We start from the raw sequence: 19,047 nt of genomic DNA, 5'->3' as shown, positions 1-19,047 counted from the left end.
TAAGCGCAGTATATTACTTTAAACTTTTAAACTTTAAAGTAATATAGTATTGACTTTTATTGTATTTGTATTTAAAATAGTTGCTAGGAAAATATACATATTTTATAATAGAGCGATAAGGAGACTAAATTATGATTATTGTTATGAAAGAAAATGCACCAGCCGATGCAATTAATAATGTTCTTACTATAGTGAAAGAATGTGGATTTGAACCACATCTGTCAAAGGGCGAGCAAGTTACTATAATAGGAGTTATCGGAAATAAGGCTAACTTAAAGAATATTAATTTTGAACTAATTTCCGGTGTCGATAAAGTTGTCCCTGTAACTGAAAGTTACAAATTAGCAAATAAAAAGTTTCATCCAATTCCCTCTGTAGTAAAAGTAGGAAACACCTCTATCGGATCAGACAATTTAACTGTAATTGCCGGACCCTGTGCTATTGAATCAGAAGAGCAGCTTCTTTTAATAGCTCATAATGTAGCTAAATCAGGGGCTACATTTATTCGCGGGGGAGCTTACAAGCCCAGAACCTCCCCATATTCCTTCCAAGGTCTAGAAGAAGAAGGTTTGAAATATATGCAGCGTGCGAAAAATGAAACTGGTCTAGCTACTATTTGTGAAGTCACCTGTCCTGATGCTATTGAAGCAGCTGTTAAATATATCGATATGATTCAAATTGGAGCAAGAAATATGCAGAATTTCCATTTGTTAAAAGAAGCAGGTGCATCTGGCCTTCCTGTTTTATTAAAACGAGGACTTTCCGCTACGATAGATGAATGGTTAAATGCAGCTGAATATATTATATCAGAGGGGAATCCAAATGTAGTATTGTGCGAACGTGGAATTCGTACCTTTGAAACAGCTACCAGAAATACGTTAGACATCAGTGCTGTACCTGTTCTAAAAGAAAAGAGTCATTTACCCGTTATCGTAGATCCAAGTCATGCTGCAGGTGTACGTTCTTATATAAATCCATTAGCAAAAGCTGCTGTTGCCTGCAATGCAGATGGATTAATGATTGAAGTTCATAATGATCCTGCACACGCATTATCCGATGGTCCGCAATCTCTAAATTTTGAACAATTTGATGAATTAATGTTGCAATTAAAACCTTTTGCTAAACTTGTTGGGAGATAGTGGAAGAAATGAATGAAATTACAATTGGTTTTATCGGACTAGGATTAATTGGTGGTTCTATTGCCAAAACAATACGCAGAATTATACCAGAGTATCGACTACTTGCTTATGACATTGATACAGCAAATTTAAAACTGGCTCAAACAGAAGGTGTGATTGATGAAATTTATTGTGAGATTAATCATGAATTTTCACGTTGTGATTTTATTTTCTTATGTGCACCGGTATCAGATAATTGTGAAAATCTTCTGCTGCTCAAGCCTTATTTAAAACCTTCCTGCATTTTAACAGATGTAGGAAGTGTAAAATCTGATATTCATAAAAAAATTATGAAAACCGGTCAAGAAAAAATGTTTATTGGAGGCCATCCAATGGCAGGTTCTGAGAAAATAGGATATCAAAATGCTTCCGCTTATCTAATTGAAAATGTTTATTACCTTTTGACTCCTTCTGATTCTGTTTCAGAAACAAAAATTTCAGTTATGATTAAGCTAATCGCTTCTCTTGGAGCTATACCGCTTATTCTCAGTTTCTCTGAACACGACAAAGTCACTGCAAATATTAGTCATCTCCCACATATTCTTGCCTCTAGTCTTGTAAATTATATAAAAGAATCAGATAACAATCTGGGAATTATGAAAACAGTTGCAGCTGGCGGTTTTAAAGATATAACCAGAATCGCCTCTTCTTCTCCCTATATGTGGCAGCAAATTTGTCTATCAAATAAAGCACCTATCTTAACTGCTTTGAAGGGATATATTAAATATTTAACACAAATAAAAAAAGAATTGGAACAATCATCAAAAGATAATTTATATGATTTTTTTAATTCCGCCAGAGAATATAGAAATTCTTTTTCTTCCGCATCAACTGGACCTATCAAAAAATCTTATGAAGTATATTGCGATATTGTCGACGAAACAGGTCAGATAGCTTCTCTTGCAGGAATTTTAGCAAAAAATAACATAAGTATTAAGAATATTGGAATCATTCATAACAGAGAATTTGAAGAAGGTGTACTGCGTATTGAATTTTATAATGAGAACGCAACAAGTCGTGCAATTGAATTATTAAGAAAATATCATTATACCGTATATGAACGATCTTAAACTCAAAAGGAGCAAGCCATGAATATAAATAGAATAAAATCTTTAAAAGGCTCTATACATATACCAGGAGATAAATCAATTTCACATCGTGGTATTATGTTAGGTGCACTTGCAAACGGAAAAACAGAAATTAATCATTTTCTACAGGGAGCTGATTGTCTGTCTACAATAAGCTGCTTTCAAAAGTTAGGAATAGATATTGTAAATAGCAAAAATTCTGTTCTTATAGAAGGTAAAGGACTCCATGGACTATTACCATCAAAAGAAATATTAGATGTAGGAAATAGTGGGACAACGACAAGACTTTTATCAGGGATATTAGCCGGACAATCTTTTATCACTACTTTAAATGGTGATGCTTCCATACAAAAACGTCCAATGAATCGTATTATTACACCATTGACACAAATGGGCGCCAAAATTGAAAGTTTAAATAATAATGGTTGTACTCCTTTAAAAATTACCGGTTCACCATTAAAAGGGATTCATTATCATTCTCCCATTGCATCCGCTCAGGTAAAATCTTGTATTTTACTTGCTGGATTATATGCGGATTCACCAACAAGTGTTACCGAACCATTTGTATCAAGAAATCATACAGAATTAATGAGTTCGTCTTTCGGTGCAGAAATTACGGTGCAAAATACAACCGTTACAATAGACCCAGATCCAACTTTAGAGGGACAAAAAATTGATGTTCCGGGAGATATCTCGTCTGCTGCATTTTTTATAGTTGCCGGACTGATTATTCCTAATTCTGAAATAATAATTAAAAATGTTGGAATAAATCCTACCAGGGATGGAATTTTAAAAGTATGTAAGGATATGGGTGCTAATATTAAATTAGAAAATATACATACTTCTAATGGTGAACTGATTGCAGATATCATTGTTTCCACAAGTTCACTTACCGGTACTGTCATAGAAGGCAGTATCATACCAACACTCATCGATGAAATACCTATAATTGCTGTACTTGCATGTTTTGCAAAAGGAACTACTGTTATTAAAGATGCGCAAGAATTAAAAGTAAAAGAATCCAATAGAATTGATGTTATGGTACGTAATCTTACCGCAATGGGTGCTGATATCAGTGCTACCGATGATGGGATGATTATAAAAGGCGGTAAGCCTTTACATGGAGCAGTTATTAATAGTGATTTTGACCATCGGATTGCAATGGCATTTTCTATTGCTGCTTTAAATGCTGAATCAGAAACAGAGATTCTGGGAATAGAGTGTATCAATATTTCATACCCTGATTTCTTTACAGATTTAAATAATCTAATTCAAAAATAATACCAAAGATAAGAAAGAACCTGACAGTATGAGAGTCAGGTTCTTTTCTTGCTTTATTCTTCATTAAATAATTGATAGATATCAATTTTTAAAGTATCTGTTTCTGTCATTCCAACAAAACACGCACCATATTGATAAATATTATTTTCTTTTTCTTCACAGCGTACAATTTCAATAACAGCATCTATTACTTCTTTGGTCCATATCTGAATTTGGGTATCATAAAAAGTACCAACATCTAATTTATAATTAGATTTAAAACCCATACCAGAGCGAGACAAATCACTTACATCAGCTTTAATATATTTAACTGTTGTAACACCACCTTCATCTAACTTTTCAAGTTCAATCTTTACATCTAGATCAAGACGTTTATGTCTTCTTCTTTCTTCTTTCATTATATGCCCTCCATCTTACCTTTACATTACCACTTTTATTATTTTATTACAAAATGTCTTAACTTACAATCGTTTTCTAGTAAATATTTTGTTAACTCTTAACATTGGGGCTTAGTAAATAAACATTGCATCGCCAAAACTAAAAAATCGATACTTTTCATTCACAGCAACTTGATAAGCATTCATAATAGATTCTCTACCTGCCAATGCCGATACTAACATTAATAAAGTAGATTCCGGCAAATGAAAATTTGTAATCAGGCAATCTATAAATTTGAATTTATAACCAGGATAAATAAAAATTTCTGTCCAGCCGCTTGTTTCTGAAATTCTACCATCTTCTTTCACTGCGGATTCTAAAGTCCTGCAACTAGTTGTTCCAACTGCAATGATTCTATTTCCATTTTCTTTTGCCTTATTCATTTTGTCTGCTTCTTTTTGATTAATGGTATAAAATTCTGAATGCATATGATGATCAAGTACATTTTCCACCTTCACAGGACGGAATGTACCAAGACCTACATGAAGTGTAATATATGCAATTGCTATCCCTTTTTTTTCAATTTCCTCAACTAACTCAGGAGTAAAATGCAAACCGGCAGTTGGTGCGGCAGCAGAACCGGAATGTTTTGCATAAACAGTCTGATAACGGTTTTTGTCCTCCAATTGATGTGTAATATAAGGTGGCAATGGCATTTGACCTAATTCGTCCAGTATTTCTTCAAAAATTCCATTATAAGAAAATTGAATCAAACGATTACCTTCTTCAACAATATCTACTATTTCACCAATTAATATTCCTTCACCAAAACTTATTTTTGTTCCTATTTTCGCTTTTTTCCCTGGTTTTACCAATGTTTCCCATACATCGTTGTCTTTTCTCTTGAGCAAAAGAATTTCAATCTTCGCATCCGTACCTATACGGCTTCCAATCAAACGCGCCGGTAAAACTTTTGTATCATTTAAAACCAGACAATCACCTAGATTTAGAAATTCTATTATATTGCGGAAAACGTTATGTTCAATCTCTCCAGTCTTTTTATCTAGTAATAATAAACGTGAGCTAGAACGATCCTTTAACGGATCTTGTGCTATCAATTCTTTGGGTAAATCAAAATAAAAATCTGTTACCTTCATTTTTTTCATCCATTTCTCTATTTTCTTAATTCTATACCTAGTTCTTCAAATGATCTTAATATTTTATTCATTACTGATGTAACATCATTTTCCTCTAAAGTTCTATCTTTCGCTCTGAATACAATCGAATAAGCAACAGACTTAAATCCTTGTTTTATCTGTTCGCCTTCATAGATATCAAATAAATGATAACTTTCTAAATACTGGCCACCTTTGGATTCTATCATTTCTTCAATCTGACCAACTAAAATCCCTTTTGGAACGACCATACTTATATCACGAGTTACGGCCGGATATTTGGCAATTCCTACATATTTTCTATCAAATGTTGCATAATTTAAAATTTCTGGCATATCAATAACGGCAATGTACGCACGTTCCCCTATTTCATAATTTTCTGCAACTTGAGGATGTATTTCTCCTAGATATCCCATTACATTGTTTTCATAACAAATAAAAGCCTGTCTACCCGGATGTAAAAATGTTTTACCTGCATTCGGATTATAATTTATCTTTTTATTCAAACCAATTTTTTCGAAAAATTCCTCAACGACACCTTTCATAGTAAAGAAATCACCTTCGCCATACATACCCAAAGTTAATTGCATTCTCTCTTCCGGTAATTCTGTGGCTGGTATTTGTTTCGGCAAATAGATATTACCCAATTCATACAAACGCACATCTTTATTTCTACGATTGTAATTGGTACCTAAGGAAGTCAGCATACCATTTAAAGGTACTGTTCTCATTATACTATAATCTTCACCGAGAGGATTCGAGATTACAAGTGCTTCTCTTTCTTTTGCATCTTTCGAGAATAACAATTTATCAAAAACATTTGGACTCTCAAATGAGTAATTCATACTTTGACTGAAACCACAAAATTCTGCAGTATTTCTTGCCACTTCTTCCACTCTCAATTTAAAAGATAATTTACCTGTGGTAGATTCTCCGGTAGGTAATGTAGTCGGAATATTATCATATCCATAAAACCTTGCCACTTCTTCTGCTAAATCTGCAGAATTTTCTAAATCTTGACGCCAAGAAGGAACGTAAATCTCCTTTGTATTTTCATCATAGGATAATTCAAGGCTTTCAAGATATTCTAGCATAGTTTCTTTTGCTATATTGGTTCCAAGCAATTGATTTACTTTTTCCCAGGAAAATGGAATTTTGCGTCCTTCCATTTTTTTACTGTAACAATCAACCATGCCTCCAACCACTTCGCCGGCGCCTAATTCCTCAATCAATTGACAAGCTCGATTGATTGCAGCTTCTGCGTTATTTGGGTCCAAACCTTTTTCAAATTTACCGGATGCATCTGTCCTCAATCCAATCTTTTTGCTTGATAAACGGATATTAGTTCCATTAAAACAAGCGGCTTCAAACAATATTGTCTGTACAGAATCTGTGATCATTGAATTTTCACCGCCCATAATACCTGCGATGCCCACTGGTTTTTCTCCATCACAGATCATTAATACGGAATCATCCAAGATCCTTTCCTGTCCATCAAGAGTTGTAAACTTGTCGCCATTATTCGCACACTTTACAATGATTTCCTTCTCTGCAATTTTCTCCAAATCAAAAGCATGCATTGGTTGACCATATTCTTCCATTACATAATTTGTAATGTCTACAATATTATTAATTGGCCGTATTCCTTGAGAAGCTAATCTCCTTTGCATCCATATTGGTGAAGGAGCTATTTTAATATTTTTTACAACTCTCGCGCAATAACGTGGACATAAATCTTCATTTTCTACTGTTACCTTAATATAATTATTTACATCTTCATTATTTCCCGTTTCTTCCACAAAAGGAGGTTTAAATTCTTTATGGAACGTAACTGCAACTTCTCTGGCAATTCCTAAAATACTAAAACAATCCACTCGATTAGAAGTGATTTCATATTCAAATAAAATATCATCCAAACCTAAAGCTTCAATCGCACTTTGTCCAACAACTGCATCTTTTTCAAATATATAAATTCCATACTCCGGTGCTTCCGGATAAAATTCTCTGGTCGAACCTAATTCTTCAATAGAACAAAGCATTCCATTCGATTCAATTCCCCGAAGTTTTCCTTTTTTTATTTTTACACCACCCGGTGTTTTTTTACCATCATGTCCACCTGCAACTCTTCCCCCTGCTAAAACAACAGGAACTTTGTCACCTTCTTTTACATTAGGTGCACCTGTTACAATTTGGATTAATTCTTCTTTCCCAACATCCACCTGGCAAATAATAAGTTTATCTGCATCGGGATGTGAATCAATTTTTTTGATTTGTCCAATCAAAATATTCTCTAAATCTGCGTCTAGCTTTTCATATTTTTCTATTTTTGAACCAGACATTGTTAAAGCATCTGTATACTCTTGTGCTGTAACATTAAGATCTGGTACGTATGCTTTAATCCATGATAATGATGTATTCATATACTAATATCCTCCTTATTTAAAACTGTGATAAAAATCTATTATCATTTTCATATAGTAGTCTCATGTCATCAATTTCATATTTAAATAATGTGATACGTTCCAAACCCATACCAAATGCAAATCCCGAATATTTTTCTGAATCGATTCCACTCATTTTTAATACATTAGGATGCACCATACCACATCCTAAAATTTCGACCCATCCCGAACCTTTGCAAAATCTGCAGCCACTTCCACCACATTTAAAACAAGTCACATCCATTTCTGCACTTGGCTCTGTAAATTGAAAATGATGAGGTCTGAATTTAACCTTTGTCTCTGGTCCGAATAATTGTTTAGCAAACTCTGCCAGTGTACCTTTTAAATCTGCAAACGTAATGTTTTTATCAATTACAAGCCCTTCAATTTGATGAAATGAGGGAGAATGTGTCGCATCAACTTCATCTGAACGAAATACTCTTCCCGGAGCAAGCATACGGATTGGAAGCTCTCCTTTTTCCATAACACGTACTTGAACAGGTGATGTCTGTGACCTTAATAATATATTTTTGTTAATATAAAAAGTATCCTGTTCATCTTTGGCTGGATGATCCGCAGGAATATTTAATGCTTCAAAATTATAATAATCATATTCCACTTCAGGTCCTTCTACAACTTCATATCCCATTCCGATAAAAATTCCTTCTACTTCTTCCATAACAATAGTATTCGGATGACGGTGTCCAAGTTTATTTTTCTTTGCAGGCAATGTAACATCAATCACTTCATTTTTCATACGCTCTTCTCTTTGCGCTGCTTCCATCTGTAAACGAGTTTCTTCTAACAATTCTTCAATTGTCTCTCTGGTCTTGTTCACAATTTGACCTACTACTGGTCTCTCTTCTGGTGAAATATCCTTCATTCCTTTTAATACGGTAGTAAGTTCTCCTTTTTTTCCTAAAAAGTGAATTCTAATATCATTTAACTCATTTAAATCTTTTGAAGCCTGAATTTTTTTTATTGCTTCTTCTTGAATACGGTTTAATCTTTCTTTCACTTCTCTTTCTCCTTTCATCAATAAAAAAACTCCATCCCAAAGGGACGAAGTTAAAATTCCGTGGTACCACCCTAGTTCCTGAATTGATTCAGGCTCTTAGATTACGTAACGTGTACATACGTCATTGTCTACTTTCTAATAGATAGGTTCAACAATGCAGCTCCAGCGGGAAATTCAATAATTATTCACAATCTAGTACTAAGATCCTTGAAAAAGCTTCCAGCCAATGACTTTTCCTCTCTGTAAGAAAATAATTATCTACTAACACTTTCATAGCATTTAATTTCTATAAAATTCTGAAAAATATTTTATCATAACACCGCCTTTTCATCAAGCCTTTTTTCAATTTACTTTCAATTACTTTTTAGAAAGATTCAAAATTTTTTTCTCAAAAGCTTTATTAAGCTGTGCACAAATTAATATAATATACATGCAAACATATAGCCAGAGCATTACTAGTACTATAGTCATTAAACTTCCATACATAGAAAATCCATTAAAATAATCTATATAAATTGATAATCCAAATGAAAAACCAGACCATAGAAGAGCTGCTAATAAGGCACCAGGAAATTGACTTAAAAAAGTAGTGTTTCTATTAGGCAATACCTTATATACAACATTAAAAAATAATACATAAACAACAATTGCAATGACTGCTCGCAAACTTATAATTATTTTTGTCACTTCAGAAACAAACTCAAAATGCTGGCTTAATATTAATTGTATGTGATTACCGAAAATTAACAGTATAAATGATAAGATAAGTACAATTACAAATAAAATAGTATAAAATGCAGCTCTTACTCTTAAAAATAACCAGCTTCTAGTTTCTTCTATTTCATAAACAGCATTTAATCCATTTGAAATATATTGAACACCTTTTGCTGATGACCATATAGAAGCTATGATCGTAATAGGAATTACTCCTCTTGATTTGTTATAGATTTCATCTACTATAGAAATTATTATAGGCTGTATATATTCAGGAAAAACTTCTGTTATTCCTGAGATTAAATTCTGTTGAGTTACCGGAGTATATTGAATTAGGGAAGAAAGCAAAATAATAAAAGGAATAAAGGATAAAATAAGAAAGAACGCAGCTTGTGCAGCAAATGCATCACATTTTTTATCTCTTAAACTATTTGAAAATTTTTTAATATTATTTATATACTTCCAAACCATATTATCTTAATGTACCTTTCTTTATATCTGACTTCTAATTATTATAATATCGAAAAATACCTGCGTCAATCATTATACCTATTATGATTATTCTTTATACATATCTTTAATTTCGATATTATTATAAAAATAATTCAAAATTTCTTTAAAAGTCATCCCTTTACTATCCATTGCTTTACATGCTGTTTGACTTAATCCTATTCCATGTCCATGACCACCGCCAGCAAAATTCCAACTTTCTATATTTTTGTTCTCATCGTATTGAGGCTCTATATAAAAAAATGCACTTGGTAATAAACCGTTTATTTCTACTTCATCTTCATCTTTATTTTCTGCCTTTTTTATGACCGAACCCAAAATTGCCCTAATATTATATTCTGATTTAATTTTTATTTTAGCATTATCTTCCACAATTGTAAGCTCCAATACATTTCCATTTTCATCACGTTTGGATACTTCTATTTTCCTTATTTCTTTTGATTTTTTTATCTGCTTTATTGGAATTTCTTCATTGTCTTTTTGAGCAGTAATTTGTTTTGGATTTATATCATATCTTTTTAAGATTTTAGCATTAACCCTTTTTATTATATCTTTATTTAATATTTTGCATTTCCATCGAAACCAATTTCCGCTTTGATCGAACCATTCTTTACCATTATCTTTGATAAACTTTTTAAAATTTTCTTCTGAAGACAAGTCAGGTTCTTTATTTTTTATATTTTCACCTACATAAGTACCTTTAAGATACCCATGCGCAGCATCTTCTTCTTCTCCCCATGTGGTAAAATCTGTAGTATGACCACTTGAACAGGAGAAATAATAAGTTTCAACTACTTCTCCATTATATGTTGCAACCAAACCCTTTGTTTCGTCAACCGCTTGTATTGATTCTTCATTCGTCGGAAGGTTATTATAAACCTGATAATTAGTGCTGTCATCAACATGTGCACCATAAGCTGCATAATCATTATTTAAAATTTGACAATATGCAAAACTCCTGGCACAAATTGCCTGTACTTTTAATGCTTCTTTTCCAAAACTTGAAGGCATTTCACTTGGCAGCACCCCATATAAATAGTTTTCCATAGCCAGTTCATTTACAATAATTAATTTATCATCCTTCTTCCTTATTTCTAATGTACCTTCATAGGAGGGTTCTCCTAAACTTCTTGAAATTGATTTTACCATTATCTTTCCATTATTAGTACCTGATTCTATTCTTAAATAACTTGAATCCAATAATTTAGTATCTTTGTCTATCTTAAAAACTTCATTTCCTTCATATTTAATATTTTTGTCGCCAGCAATGACGTAAAAGGGTTCGGCAGAAGAAATTTCTATTTCATCATGAAATGCCTCTTTATTATCATTTAAAAGTAAAACACGAATGGTTTCCATATTTAATGGTTGTGTAATCAATCCGGCACATATCTTCTTATCTGCTACTACAAATTCTATCCAATTGTCTCCAATTACCATCTCATTTTTTTCTTTCTCAATAATCCCATCATAAATTTGATATAATCGAAAGTCTTTCTCACTAGGTATTGTCCCATATCCTTCTACTTCAATTTGTTTGTCATCAAACGATAAAAGTTTGCCTTTAATCACATCTTTCTTTTTCACGATCTTTTTCACTTTCATATTTTGAATATATAAATCACAAATACCATTCGTTTCCTGATCCTTAACTGTGATATCATTTAATTTTATTTTCTTATCTTTTAACCAAATAGAGATTCCTTTTTCCTCTGATGCTAACCATACATTGCTAAGTTTTGATTCCTTCTTTATATCCGAAATACCACCTACTATTTCATTTCCTTTGACCACCACTTCATATACACCATACTGTTTAAAATAATTTACATCCCAATATGTATATAAACCTTTATCCGTTAACAATGTACATTTATTTTCTTTATTATCATTATGTAGAACAATAATTTGTTCTTTTCTAATTGCTTTTTCCAATTTCAATTTTTTAATTATTTCAAAATAAATTGGTATCCAATCTTCTTTTAGTATTTTATCGTTTGAATTAAGATTTGTTGAAGAAATTTCAATATTTTCTGTTAAATCTAATGACTTTAGTATAAAACCAACATCAGACCACTTTATCTGATTTCCTAAATTTTTTTCAAATAAATTTCTGCAATCTTTTTCCGAATCATAAGCAATGCTTAAATAATGAATCATCTCTTCTTTCGATATCCGAAATCTCTCTTGCCTTTTTTCTTCTAATAAATATTTGACTCCAATAAATACACTGATTGCAATGCAAAATAAAAATCCGATTAGAACTATTTGATTAAATCCTTTTTTCTTCATAACGATCTCCTGTCATTAAATTTTCTGTACAACCTATATCACTATATGATTTTATTATTCATTATATAACTTTTACATTATATATTAAACGTTATTTATATCGATTAAAGTAAATTAAAAAAGCAGCTATAAAGCTGCCTTTCCTCTTTTGTACGATAGAATAAATCTATTATTTCCCCAAAATGCCGTTTCCTACGATTTTGACGCCTAGCTAAGCTAGGTGGGTATCCGCAACTGATCTTCTGCCTTCCACTGCTATACGGTGGCTTGACATCTAATCAGCAATGTAGGAGTCCCATAAAAAAACATGTAGGTTCAAAATAGTAGGATCTCGTACATTCCAGGTTTTCTTCGTGACTCTATTATACAATATTACTTTAAGAATTTCAACATCTATTTAATAGTAAGTTTTTCTTTACTATATATAGTACAATAATGAATGTTTTTCTTTAAATATAATATTAGAGTGTACCAAAAGCACTAAAATATACATTATTCTTAACTAAATTAAAAAGCTTTTCATCGAAAATCCAATGAAAAGCCTCTTTAACTTAATCTAAAGCATCTACAAGTTTTTGAAGAGCTTCTATCGCTTCATCAGGAAGTTTATCGTATCCTCCTTTTTCCATCGCAAACTTTTTGACCTCTTCTACTCGATCTATCATTCTTGCTTTTAATTGCTTTCTATATAATTCATTTGACATCTCAGGAATGAAACCGTCCCATTCCATAATTTCTATGTTGTCAAAAGGAATCCACGTTTTAAAGACTGCTTTTTTCTCAATAATAGCTTCTATTATTTCTAATGTATCTTTCGGTTGTACCTTCTTACCCATAAATTCTCCTGTATTGATCACATAACAATCTACATTTTTTTCTTCAACTAATTTTTTAAATTTTTGGTAATCATTCTCTAAGGGATAGGTTCTAAACGGGTTTGCATAAGGGACTACCACTAATTTATCAGGATCGACACCTGCAGCCAGCCTTTCTGCAGAAGTTCTCTTTGTTGCAAGTGTTGCTCCCATAACAGATGCCAAAGCAGAACCATTTAATTTTATAATAGGTGGAAGTGTAGAATCTTTCATGATCCATATAATAGAATTGACCGGCTCATCTATTTTATCTACACGATTTGGTGACCATAATCTTGATTTAATCGCACGTCCATTTCCGTTTCTTATATCTTCTGTTACTAATTGTATATGTCCTTTGTCATCTAATGTTGCAGCACAATTTTGAGCTGTCAATAAATATTTATTGTCTTCACATCCTACTGGATAATCTGAAGTTTTATCAAAATATGTAGGCTCTAAAGCAATAGACGAACAAGTATCTGTATTAATAATAAATGCATCATCATGTAAAACTGTTACATCATATTTCCCACCGTGTTTTGCATGTGTGATCGTTGATTTTCCAGATCCAGATAAACCAAATACAGAAACTACATAGTTAGTTCCGTCCGATAATCTGTATTTTTTCTGCCCGCCATGGCAAGAAGCGTATCCATTTCTATTTGCTATGGCCCAAGCCATTGTAAGTGTTCCTTTTTTAAATTCGCCAAAATATCTCATACCTAATATAGCTGCACAGTTTTGTTCTGTATTAAAGTAACAAAGACATTTAGGTTCATAATTAGGTTTCTCTGTTCCAACCCAATGAGGATTTGAAAAAATATAAATATCCGGTTCTTGTCCTTCTCCAACTGGGTTCGAATTTTTATACATTTTAACATATTCTTCTGTCATATATTGGAAATTTAGCATCCAAGAATACAATGTATTTTCTTCTCCTTCAGGAATTAGTAAATGAGCTTTCACCATGAATTCCGAATCTAATCCAACAAACACTTCTGCATGATAAAGATTCATCCATCTTGTATCATATATGGCGTCCATAACCATTTTATCTAATTCGTCGCAATTTATATTCGGCTCTCCTGAAATTCTTCTTGCAGCTGCATATCGCCCTGTTATTGATCCATCATTAAATAAAAGTACTTTTGCTTCTTTTTCCAGACCAAATTCTTCGCCCCTATACACTGGAATATCTGTCACGATCGTACCCGGTGAATTTTTAGCAAGTTCATAAGCTTCTCTTAAGCTATTAATCTTAATTACATTATTTCCATAAAAGGCCGTTTCAATAATGGAACGCGTTTTTGAAAATCCTGTTTTACTAGTACCAATTTCAGTTATTGGATAATAAGCTTTCGTTGACATGTTTCATCCTCCTTGAAAAATAGAATATTGACAACCGATAAACTCTATATCGATCCATGACTAACATATTCCTACTACCTTATTATATATACTAGTTTTTTTATCTTATTACTTAAGAAATTTTTCCCCAAAGCTTACTGGCAATAAATCTTTTAATTTATATGACTCATATTCTTGTACATTCTTAGCTACAATAATCTCAAAAGTCTCTTTATCACAGAACTCAATCATAACTTGAAGACAAACACCACAAGGTGAACAAAATTCTTCTGCTACTTTTTTCTTCTCACCTAATCTGCCTCCAACAATAGCAATTGCTTTAAATTTTCTTTCACCTTCAGAGATTGCTTTGAAAAAAGCGGTTCTTTCCGCACAATTTGTTGGGGTAAATGCTGCATTTTCTACATTACACCCTTTGAAAATCTTATTACTCTCAGTTAATAATGCTGCTCCCACACTAAAATTGGAATATGGAGAATAGGATTGCTTTTGTGCCTCTAACGCATTTTTTATTAATTCTCTATCATTGATCATATACTTCTTTCCTCTTTCAATATCCTTTGCTTAAACATTCTCCACAGATTCTGTACCAAATCCTGTGGATGTTTTTATATAATTTGCCCCTGTTTCCGTAACAATATGACACAATTTAATTTTTTCTTCTTCGGTCAGATAACAAGTTCAATAATAACTCCATCTTCTAATGCTTTCTTCGTTTCATAACATTTATTTCCGTCTCATTATATCCTAAAGGAAACCCAACTACTTACAAACATTGATCTGAGACAGTGGTTGTAATAATTTTTCATTATCCATTTTTTTCTTCTCACTTTCTAAATATTATGGTAAAATAACTTTAAATACATTTTTTTATAATCTTAACATAAAATGTAAAAATAACCAACTTATATAAGTTGCTTACGTATACACATTGAATTTTTATACATAATTTTTTATTAACTCACGCACTTATATTATGAAATTTTCATTAAATTTATGAAAAACTTGTTTTATTAGTATTTATTCATGGTATTATTATTAATGATTTTTTTTAATAATTATAAATAAAAATATGATAATTTGTAACTTTTATATATAGAATATATAAATAATTAAAAAATGGAGGGATAGTATGAACCATAATGTGTTTTCTGAAATTACACCTGAGATATTAGAATTATCTGAATTAAGTGAAAAAGCAAGTATGATAAATCCTGAATTATTTTCCAAATATCAGGTTAACAGGGGGCTTCGTGATATTAATGGAAAAGGCGTATTAGTTGGACTAACAGCTATTTCTGAGGTTTCTTCAACCAAAATATTAGATGGGAAGACCGTGCCTGCTGATGGACAGCTCTATTATCGTGGATATAATGTTGAAGATTTGATCCGCGGCATCAGAAAAGAAAGTCATTCCGGATTTGAGGAGATTACATTTCTTCTTTTATTTGGTAAACTTCCTAATAAAAATCAATTAAATACTTTCTCATCATTACTTGGCGATTATCGTTCATTACCTACAAGTTTTGTGCGTGATATTATTATGAAAGCACCCAGTTCAGATATGATGAATACTCTGGCTCGTAGTGTTTTAACTTTGTATTCATATGATGATCGGGCTGATGATATTTCTCTTCCAAATGTATTACGACAATGTATGCAATTAATTAGTCTATTTCCGTTACTTTCTGTATATGGATATCAAGCATATAATCACTATCAGAGAGGTAATAGCTTATTTATTCATGCATCAAAGCCGGATTTGTCAACCGCTGAAAATATATTGCATATTTTAAGACCCGATAGCAAATATACGCCTTTAGAAGCAAAACTTCTTGATATTGCACTAATTCTTCATATGGAACATGGCGGCGGTAATAATTCTACCTTTACAACTCACTTGGTTTCATCTTCCGGAACAGATACTTATTCTGCTATTGCTGCTGCAATTGGTTCATTAAAAGGCCCTAAACATGGCGGTGCAAATATTAAAGTTATTGGTATGTTTGAAGATATGAAAAAAACAGTACAAGACTGGAAAGACGAAGATGAAGTCAGTAATTATTTAAGAGATTTACTAAATCATAAAGCCTTTGATAAAGCAGGGCTTATTTATGGTATGGGACATGCAGTTTATTCTTTATCTGATCCTCGTGCCAGAATATTCCGTCGATTTGTCGAACAACTTTCAAAAGAAAAAGGGTTTGAAGAAGAATTTGCTTTATATTCTTTAGTTGAACGTCTTGCACCTCAAATTATTGCTGAAGAACGTCAAATATACAAAGGTGTCAGTGCTAATGTCGATTTCTTTAGTGGATTTGTATATAGCATGTTAGATCTTCCGTTCGAACTTTATACTCCTATTTTTGCGATCGCACGTATATCCGGTTGGAGCGCACATCGCTTAGAAGAACTTTCATTAAAGGGTAAAATTATGAGACCCGCTTATAAAAGTATTACCGAAAATAGAACATATATCAAACTTGATGAACGTTAATCTAAAAAAATACTAAGAGCAAACAATTATAAATTTGTCTGCTCTTGTTTTATTTTGTAATTTCAAATTGAAACCAAAAAATACTGCCTTTCTTTTCTATGCTCTCTACTCCATATTCTCCTTGATGTAATTCTAATATATTCTTTGAAATCGATAAGCCTAATCCCGTTCCTGCGATCGCTCTTTTATGTTCTTTATCTACTTTATAATATCGCTCCCAGACATATTGCATATCAGCTTTCTTAATACCTGGTCCTGAATCCTCCACTTGGATCCTAACTTTATTATCATTCACTATTTGCCTTACTTTTACTTGTTTATCTTCACCTGTATAATTGATGGCATTGTTTACCATATTATAAATCACTTGATATATTTTAAATTCATCTGCCGTTATATAAACTTCTCGATCATATTCAAAGCTAATATTATATCCCTCTTGTTCTTTAAGCTTTGTATATCTTTCCATTACAGATTCTATACTCTTTGTAAGATTATATTTTCTCTTTTCAATTTGAATTACTCCAGACTGCAATTTGGAAATATCAAGCATATCGTTTACTAAATTTGTTAATCTCTTTGCCTCATCTATTACAACTTGTATATTTTCAGGGGTGTTTTCTCCAGGTAGATCTCTCATTCCTTCAGAATATGCAATTATCATAGTTAAAGGTGTTCTCAAATCATGTGATACATTAGCAATTAATTCTTGTTGATATGCTTCTGTCCTTCCTAATTCTTTCGAAGTATAATTTAGTGTATCGGAAAGTTCTGCAATCTCACGATAATCATTTCCATCAAAAACAACCTGAAAATTCCCTTTTGCCAATTCTTTTGCTGATTTATTTATTCTAATAATTGATTTAGTAATCTTTTTAGACATTAAAAATGCAATTCCGATTGATAGTACGAATAAAATGATAGAAATACAAATTAATTCTACTTGCAGTGTAGAAACTGTCGAATCTATTGGTGTCAAAACCGAATTTATCATAATTAGATATTCTTTACCTTGTATCTTTTGTATACTTAATTTTATAAGACTTTCCATTTTTACTTTTTTTTGAACAAAACCAAATTGCGTATCTTTTGGTTTATGAATATCATCATAAATATCAGGAGAGTCATCTGACGGATTTATTTCTGGAACACTTTTTTTATTTTCCTTTAAATCTTCATAAATTTCTGTATCTCCACCATTTTCTTCCGCCTTACTATATAAATCGAGAAATTTTTCATAAGAAATGTTATTAATTGGAGAATTTGGAGAATATGCTGCCGAAACTAGTTTGAAACCTTTCTTATCCATGATACAGATACTTATCTCATATTCAGACACAAGATCATTTGCTATCTCATTCATATCATCTTGATTTAATTGTTGAATCAATAAATCTGTAGCTCTATTCAACTTATTTGTTTTAATAATCTTATAAAAATTATCTAAATAAACGATTTGCAAAAGCCATAATATAATTAATAATATGATTGTAAAACTAAATAGATAATAAAAAATTTTCCATTTTATACTTAATTTTTTATGCTTCAAATCGATATCCCACCCCTCTTAGTGTCACAAGACATTTTCTATATTCTCTAAGACTGTTTCGAAGAAGTTTGATATGCGTATCTAAAGTTCTATCATCACCATAATAATCATATCCCCAAACTTCTGTAATCAACTGTTCTCTCGTTAAAGCGATATTTTTATTTTTAACCATATAAAACAATAAGTCATATTCTTTCGGTGACATATTTATTCGTTCAGAGTCAATCGTTACTATTCTACCAGTAAAATCAATATGCAACTCTTCAATATTAAATACATCTCTACTTTGCTCATCTTGTTTTAAGTTTCTTTTTATCACTACATTCACACGCATCATTAGTTCTCTAGGTGAAAATGGCTTCACTACATAATCATCGATTCCTAATTCAAATCCATGAATACGATCATATTCTTCTCCTCTAGCTGAAAGCATAATTACTGGAATTTTTTTCATCTTTCTAATTTCCCTGCAAGTAGAAAAACCATCAAGTTCAGGCATCATTACGTCTAAAATAATTAAATCAAAGTCTTCTTTTCTACATATACTTACTGCTTCCATTCCATCGATTGCCTCTTTAACCTTATAACCTTCAAATTCAGCATATTTTTTAATAATAGTTCTAATTTTTTCCTCATCATCAACAATTAAAATTTTATACATTTTCATTCCTCACTCTCTCATAATATTTTCATTTTATTCA

The 19,047-nt window shown here is 31.7% G+C and carries 14 protein-coding genes, 1 other RNA gene, 1 pseudogene and 1 other annotated feature; of the genes and pseudogenes, 4 read left to right on the top strand and 12 right to left on the bottom strand.

The window, feature by feature from the left end:
* Nucleotides 1–131: 131 nt before the first annotated feature.
* The 3 genes from aroF to aroA are packed head-to-tail and all read left to right on the top strand — an operon-like array spanning nt 132 to nt 3,547.
* Nucleotides 132–1,139 (top strand): 3-deoxy-7-phosphoheptulonate synthase, encoded by a 1,008-nt coding sequence (gene aroF / locus DWV06_RS11545; protein WP_115482336.1) that lies wholly within the window; start codon nt 132–134, stop codon nt 1,137–1,139.
* An 8-nt stretch (nt 1,140–1,147) separates the two neighbouring features.
* Entirely contained in the window at nt 1,148–2,248 is a 1,101-nt protein-coding gene (locus DWV06_RS11540) for a prephenate dehydrogenase (RefSeq protein WP_115482505.1), read from the top strand.
* An 18-nt stretch (nt 2,249–2,266) separates the two neighbouring features.
* Nucleotides 2,267–3,547: a 3-phosphoshikimate 1-carboxyvinyltransferase gene (aroA, locus tag DWV06_RS11535; RefSeq protein WP_115482335.1), complete on the top strand. Its 1,281-nt coding sequence runs from the start codon at nt 2,267–2,269 to the stop codon at nt 3,545–3,547.
* 53 nt (nt 3,548–3,600) lie between these two features.
* Here aroA and DWV06_RS11530 read toward each other — a convergent pair whose 3' ends face one another.
* From DWV06_RS11530 to DWV06_RS19105, 10 genes and pseudogenes are all read right to left on the bottom strand, one after another.
* Nucleotides 3,601–3,945, bottom strand: coding sequence for a PilZ domain-containing protein (locus DWV06_RS11530; protein ID WP_115482334.1), 345 nt, complete (start codon nt 3,943–3,945; stop codon nt 3,601–3,603).
* Between the two features lie 111 nt (nt 3,946–4,056).
* Nucleotides 4,057–5,082 carry a tRNA preQ1(34) S-adenosylmethionine ribosyltransferase-isomerase QueA gene (gene queA / locus DWV06_RS11525; RefSeq protein WP_115482504.1) on the bottom strand — a complete coding sequence of 342 codons (1,026 nt, stop codon included), beginning with the start codon at nt 5,080–5,082 and terminating at the stop codon, nt 4,057–4,059.
* A 17-nt stretch (nt 5,083–5,099) separates the two neighbouring features.
* On the bottom strand, nt 5,100–7,520 hold the full coding sequence (pheT, locus tag DWV06_RS11520; RefSeq protein WP_115482333.1) for a phenylalanine--tRNA ligase subunit beta: 2,421 nt from the start codon (nt 7,518–7,520) through the stop codon (nt 5,100–5,102).
* A gap of 19 nt (nt 7,521–7,539) precedes the next feature.
* A complete protein-coding gene (gene pheS / locus DWV06_RS11515) occupies nt 7,540–8,559 on the bottom strand; it encodes a phenylalanine--tRNA ligase subunit alpha (RefSeq protein ID WP_115482503.1) in 1,020 nt (339 codons plus the stop codon).
* Between the two features lie 37 nt (nt 8,560–8,596).
* Nucleotides 8,597–8,842, bottom strand: a binding site (T-box leader).
* Nucleotides 8,843–8,916: 74 nt separating this feature from the next.
* The gene (locus DWV06_RS11510) at nt 8,917–9,744 is read right to left on the bottom strand and encodes a YihY/virulence factor BrkB family protein (RefSeq protein ID WP_115482332.1); all 828 of its coding nucleotides are present in this window, start codon (nt 9,742–9,744) and stop codon (nt 8,917–8,919) included.
* Nucleotides 9,745–9,831: 87 nt separating this feature from the next.
* Nucleotides 9,832–12,075: a SpoIID/LytB domain-containing protein gene (locus DWV06_RS11505; protein WP_115482331.1), complete on the bottom strand. Its 2,244-nt coding sequence runs from the start codon at nt 12,073–12,075 to the stop codon at nt 9,832–9,834.
* Nucleotides 12,076–12,245: 170 nt separating this feature from the next.
* Nucleotides 12,246–12,425, bottom strand: a non-coding RNA gene (gene ssrS / locus DWV06_RS11500) — 6S RNA.
* 201 nt (nt 12,426–12,626) lie between these two features.
* Complete coding sequence (locus DWV06_RS11495; RefSeq protein WP_115482330.1) at nt 12,627–14,300, bottom strand: phosphoenolpyruvate carboxykinase (ATP); 1,674 nt, start codon at nt 14,298–14,300, stop codon at nt 12,627–12,629.
* A gap of 108 nt (nt 14,301–14,408) precedes the next feature.
* The gene (cdd, locus tag DWV06_RS11490; RefSeq protein ID WP_115482329.1) at nt 14,409–14,834 is read right to left on the bottom strand and encodes a cytidine deaminase; all 426 of its coding nucleotides are present in this window, start codon (nt 14,832–14,834) and stop codon (nt 14,409–14,411) included.
* Between the two features lie 51 nt (nt 14,835–14,885).
* Nucleotides 14,886–14,981 (bottom strand): annotated as a pseudogene (locus DWV06_RS19105) (deoxyribose-phosphate aldolase); the annotation flags it as partial.
* 451 nt (nt 14,982–15,432) lie between these two features.
* On the opposite strand from DWV06_RS19105, the gene DWV06_RS11480 reads away from it, so the two are divergent.
* Nucleotides 15,433–16,797 carry a citrate/2-methylcitrate synthase gene (locus DWV06_RS11480; protein ID WP_115482328.1) on the top strand — a complete coding sequence of 455 codons (1,365 nt, stop codon included), beginning with the start codon at nt 15,433–15,435 and terminating at the stop codon, nt 16,795–16,797.
* A gap of 49 nt (nt 16,798–16,846) precedes the next feature.
* On the opposite strand, the gene DWV06_RS11475 is transcribed toward DWV06_RS11480, so the two are convergent.
* Together DWV06_RS11475 and DWV06_RS11470 are read right to left on the bottom strand one after the other, a co-directional pair.
* A complete protein-coding gene (locus tag DWV06_RS11475) occupies nt 16,847–18,346 on the bottom strand; it encodes a sensor histidine kinase (RefSeq protein ID WP_115482327.1) in 1,500 nt (499 codons plus the stop codon).
* Nucleotides 18,336–19,007, bottom strand: coding sequence for a response regulator transcription factor (locus DWV06_RS11470; RefSeq protein ID WP_115482326.1), 672 nt, complete (start codon nt 19,005–19,007; stop codon nt 18,336–18,338). The genes DWV06_RS11475 and DWV06_RS11470 overlap by 11 nt, the downstream gene beginning before the upstream one ends.
* Nucleotides 19,008–19,047 lie beyond the last annotated feature (40 nt).

This window comes from Anaerosacchariphilus polymeriproducens, assembly GCF_003363435.1.
GTDB lineage: Bacteria > Bacillota > Clostridia > Lachnospirales > Lachnospiraceae > Anaerosacchariphilus > Anaerosacchariphilus polymeriproducens.
This window is presented reverse-complemented; position numbering and strand designations above follow the sequence as displayed.

Bases quoted from the DNA above. Each gene is read 5' to 3' on its own strand.
- DWV06_RS11480 (WP_115482328.1), top strand. From the start codon at position 15,433: ATGAACCATAATGTGTTTTCTGAAATTACACCTGAGATATTAGAATTA.
- aroA (WP_115482335.1), top strand. From the start codon at position 2,267: ATGAATATAAATAGAATAAAATCTTTAAAAGGCTCTATACATATACCA.
- queA (WP_115482504.1), bottom strand. From the start codon at position 5,082: ATGAAGGTAACAGATTTTTATTTTGATTTACCCAAAGAATTGATAGCA.
- DWV06_RS11540 (WP_115482505.1), top strand. From the start codon at position 1,148: ATGAATGAAATTACAATTGGTTTTATCGGACTAGGATTAATTGGTGGT.
- DWV06_RS11510 (WP_115482332.1), bottom strand. From the start codon at position 9,744: ATGGTTTGGAAGTATATAAATAATATTAAAAAATTTTCAAATAGTTTA.
- pheT (WP_115482333.1), bottom strand. From the start codon at position 7,520: ATGAATACATCATTATCATGGATTAAAGCATACGTACCAGATCTTAAT.
- DWV06_RS11495 (WP_115482330.1), bottom strand. From the start codon at position 14,300: ATGTCAACGAAAGCTTATTATCCAATAACTGAAATTGGTACTAGTAAA.
- DWV06_RS11505 (WP_115482331.1), bottom strand. From the start codon at position 12,075: ATGAAGAAAAAAGGATTTAATCAAATAGTTCTAATCGGATTTTTATTT.
- DWV06_RS11470 (WP_115482326.1), bottom strand. From the start codon at position 19,007: ATGTATAAAATTTTAATTGTTGATGATGAGGAAAAAATTAGAACTATT.
- DWV06_RS11530 (WP_115482334.1), bottom strand. From the start codon at position 3,945: ATGAAAGAAGAAAGAAGAAGACATAAACGTCTTGATCTAGATGTAAAG.
- cdd (WP_115482329.1), bottom strand. From the start codon at position 14,834: ATGATCAATGATAGAGAATTAATAAAAAATGCGTTAGAGGCACAAAAG.
- aroF (WP_115482336.1), top strand. From the start codon at position 132: ATGATTATTGTTATGAAAGAAAATGCACCAGCCGATGCAATTAATAAT.